This is a genomic window from Streptomyces sp. NPDC056948 (genome assembly GCF_042674225.1).
GTDB lineage: Bacteria > Actinomycetota > Actinomycetes > Streptomycetales > Streptomycetaceae > Streptomyces > Streptomyces purpurascens.
This window is the reverse complement of record NZ_JBHUQX010000660.1, coordinates 1-3,344: the sequence shown is the minus strand read 5'-3', so window position 1 is coordinate 3,344 and position 3,344 is coordinate 1. Positions and strand designations below refer to the sequence as shown.

The 3,344-nt window shown below is 69.5% G+C and carries 3 protein-coding genes; 2 read left to right on the top strand and 1 reads right to left on the bottom strand.

Translation table 11 applies throughout. The features are described from left to right. Positions 1–43: 43 nt before the first annotated feature. Positions 44–1,387, bottom strand: a complete 1,344-nt coding sequence (locus ACFTZL_RS43075; RefSeq protein WP_382595538.1) for a UDP-glucose dehydrogenase family protein — start codon at positions 1,385–1,387, stop codon at positions 44–46. Positions 1,388–1,576: 189 nt separating this feature from the next. On the opposite strand from ACFTZL_RS43075, the gene ACFTZL_RS43070 reads away from it, so the two are divergent. Both ACFTZL_RS43070 and ACFTZL_RS43065 read left to right on the top strand, forming a co-directional pair. Then, positions 1,577–2,734, top strand: a complete 1,158-nt coding sequence (locus ACFTZL_RS43070) for an acyl-CoA dehydrogenase family protein (protein WP_382595535.1) — start codon at positions 1,577–1,579, stop codon at positions 2,732–2,734. 207 nt (positions 2,735–2,941) lie between these two features. Beyond that, the gene (locus ACFTZL_RS43065; protein ID WP_382595532.1) at positions 2,942–3,307 is read left to right on the top strand and encodes a four-helix bundle copper-binding protein; all 366 of its coding nucleotides are present in this window, start codon (positions 2,942–2,944) and stop codon (positions 3,305–3,307) included. Positions 3,308–3,344 lie beyond the last annotated feature (37 nt).

Genomic DNA, 3,344 nt, shown 5'->3' with positions numbered 1-3,344 from the left:
ACTGAGCCTCGGCCGAACCGGCGTCACCTTTTCTCACGCATCGTCAGGCCTTGGGGCGCCCCATCGCGCGGTACGTCCAGCCGGCCTTGCGCCAGCGGTCCGGGTCGAGGGCGTTGCGGCCGTCCAGGACGAGACGGGTCGCCGCGACCTCGCCGAGGGCCTCCGCGTCCAGCTCCCGGAACTCCCGCCACTCCGTCAGATGCAGCACTATGTCGGCGCCCCGGACGGCCTCCAGCGCCGAGTCCGCGTAGCCGAGGGTCGGGAAGACCCGCCGGGCGTTGTCCATGCCCTTCGGGTCGTACACCGTGACCTGGCCGCCCTGGAGATGGATCTGCCCGGCCACATTGAGCGCGGGCGAGTCCCGTACGTCGTCGGAGTCGGGCTTGAAGGTCGCGCCCAGCACCGCCACCCGCTTGCCGAGGAACGGCCCGCCGCCCAGCGCCTGCCGCGCCAGCTCCACCATCTGCCCGCGCTGGCGCATGTTGATGGAGTCGATCTCCCGCAGGAAGGTCAGCGCCTGGTCCGCGCCCAGCTCACCGGCCCGCGCCATGAACGCCCGGATGTCCTTCGGCAGACAGCCGCCGCCGAAGCCGATCCCGGCCCGCAGGAACTTCTTGCCGATCCGGTCGTCGTAGCCGATGGCCTCCGCCAGCTTGGCGACGTCACCGCCCGCGGCCTCGCACACCTCGGCCATGGCGTTGATGAACGAGATCTTCGTGGCGAGGAAGGAGTTCGCGGAGGTCTTCACCAGCTCCGACGTCGGGAAGTCGGTGACCACGAACGGCGAGCCCTCGGCGATCGGCGTGGCGTACACCTCACGCAGCAGCTTCTCGGCACGCTCGCTGCGCACGCCCACCACGAGCCGGTCGGGATGCAGCGTGTCGTCGACCGCGAAGCCCTCGCGCAGGAACTCCGGGTTCCAGGCCAGCTCGGCGTCCTCGCCGGCGGGCGCGTGCGCGGCCAGGTAGGTCGCCAGGCGATCGGCGGAGCCGACGGGCACGGTCGACTTGCCGACCACCAGGGCCGGCCCGTGCAGATGCGGGGCGAGGGAGGCGATCGCGGAGTCGACGTACGACATGTCACAGGCGTACTCGCCGTGCCGCTGCGGAGTGTTCACGCAGACGAAGTGCACATCCCCGAACGCACCGACCTCGGCCCAGTCCTGGGTGAAGCGCAGCCGCCCGCTGGAGCCCTCGATACCGGCGACGTGCCGGCGCAGCAGCTCCTCGAGACCCGGCTCGTACATCGGGGCCTCGGCGCGCTCCAGCTTCTCGATCTTCTCGGGCACCACGTCGAGGGCGAGCACCTCGAAGCCCAGCTCGGCCATGGCCGCCGCGTGTGTCGCTCCGAGATAACCGGTGCCGATCACGGTGATCTTCAGGGCCATGGGGTGCTCCAGGGGTCTACGGCATGCGGTGCGCGCCCGAGCATAGCCGGGGCATGGGAACGCGCTTCACTGGGCAACTTCTCCGCTGTCGTCTAGCTCACGTATCACTCCCGGGGCCGACCCCATAAACTTTTGATTACTTAACGGTAGTTAGCGTCAGCATCGCAGCGTTTTGGAGCGTGAGAGACCTTGGCCGGATCGGCTGACTTCGACCTGTACCGCCCGTCCGAGGAGCACGACATGCTCCGTGACGCCGTCCGCTCCCTGGCCGAGGCGAAGATCGCGCCGTACGCCGCCGCGGTGGACGAAGAGGCCCGCTTCCCGCAGGAGGCGCTCGAGGCGCTGACCGGCAACGACCTGCACGCCGTGCACGTACCCGAGGAGTACGGCGGGTCGGGCGCGGACGCGCTGGCGACCGTCATAGTGATCGAGGAGGTCGCCCGCGTCTGCGCCTCCTCCTCCCTCATCCCCGCGGTGAACAAGCTGGGCTCGCTCCCGGTGATCCTCTCCGGCTCCGAGGACCTGAAGAAGAGGTACATGACCCCGCTCGCCAAGGGCGACGGCATGTTCTCGTACTGCCTATCCGAGCCGGACGCCGGCTCCGACGCCGCCGGCATGAAGACGAAGGCCGTCCGTGACGGCGACCACTACATCCTCAACGGCGTGAAGCGCTGGATCACCAACGCGGGCGAGTCCGAGTACTACACGGTGATGGCCGTCACGGACCCGGCCAAGCGCTCCAAGGGCATCTCGGCCTTCGTCGTCGAGAAGTCGGACGAGGGCGTCTCCTTCGGCGCCCCCGAGAAGAAGCTCGGCATCAAGGGCTCCCCGACCCGCGAGGTCTACCTCGACAACGTCCGCATCCCCGCCGACCGCATGATCGGCGAGGAGGGCACCGGCTTCGCCACGGCGATGAAGACCCTCGACCACACCCGCATCACCATCGCCGCGCAGGCCCTCGGCATCGCGCAGGGGGCGCTGGACTACGGCAAGGGCTACGTCCAGGAGCGCAAGCAGTTCGGCAAGCCGATCGCCGACTTCCAGGGCATCCAGTTCATGCTCGCCGACATGGCCATGAAGATCTCGGCCGCCCGCGCCCTGACCTACCAGGCCGCCGCCGCCTCCGAGCGCGGCGACGCCGACCTCACCTACCTGGGCGCCGCCGCCAAGTGCTTCGCCTCGGACGTGGCGATGGAGGTCACCACGGACGCCGTCCAACTCCTCGGCGGCTACGGCTACACGCGCGACTACCCGGTGGAGCGCATGATGCGCGACGCCAAGATCACGCAGATCTACGAGGGCACGAACCAGGTCCAGCGCATCGTCATCGCCCGCAACCTGCCGTAAGGCCAGGCCCTGAAGGCTGCCGCTGCGCCTCACCGGTCGCCCTCCGCCCGTTCCGCCGGGCCGGAGGGCGACCGTCGTTCCGGGGAGCCCTGACGCACGCATGGCGGATTCCTTCCCTCCGCCCCATGGCGGGCAGCGCCGCGCAGGCGTAGGACGGAAGGCACGGGGGCCGACCCCGGCCCTCACCGTCCCCCCCGGGAGGAAGTCATGACCCAGCAGCCCGCCACCACGACCCCGCTCAGCAAGGAGATGCAGGACTGCGTCCAGGCGTGCATGGCCTGCCACAGTGTGTGCGAGGAGACCATGAGCTCCTGCCTGCAGATGGGCGGCCCGGCCCAGATGCAGATCATGCGCGCCGTCATGGACTGCGCCGAGATGACGCGCATGTGCGCCGACATGATGATGCGCCGCTCGCCGCTGTCCGCCGAGATGTGCGCGATGTGCGCCAAGGCCTGTGACATGTGCGCCGAGGCGTGTATGTCCATGCCGGACGACACTCAGATGATGCGCTGTGCCGAGGCGTGTCGCCGCTGTGCCGAGATGTGCCGCTCGATGTCGGCCGCCACGATGTGAGAACCGCCTCACAGCGGTCGGGGGCACCCCCATGGGG

Coding starts and splice junctions, on each gene's coding strand:
- ACFTZL_RS43075 (WP_382595538.1), bottom strand. CDS start 1,387: ATGGCCCTGAAGATCACCGTGATCGGCACCGGTTATCTCGGAGCGACA.
- ACFTZL_RS43065 (WP_382595532.1), top strand. CDS start 2,942: ATGACCCAGCAGCCCGCCACCACGACCCCGCTCAGCAAGGAGATGCAG.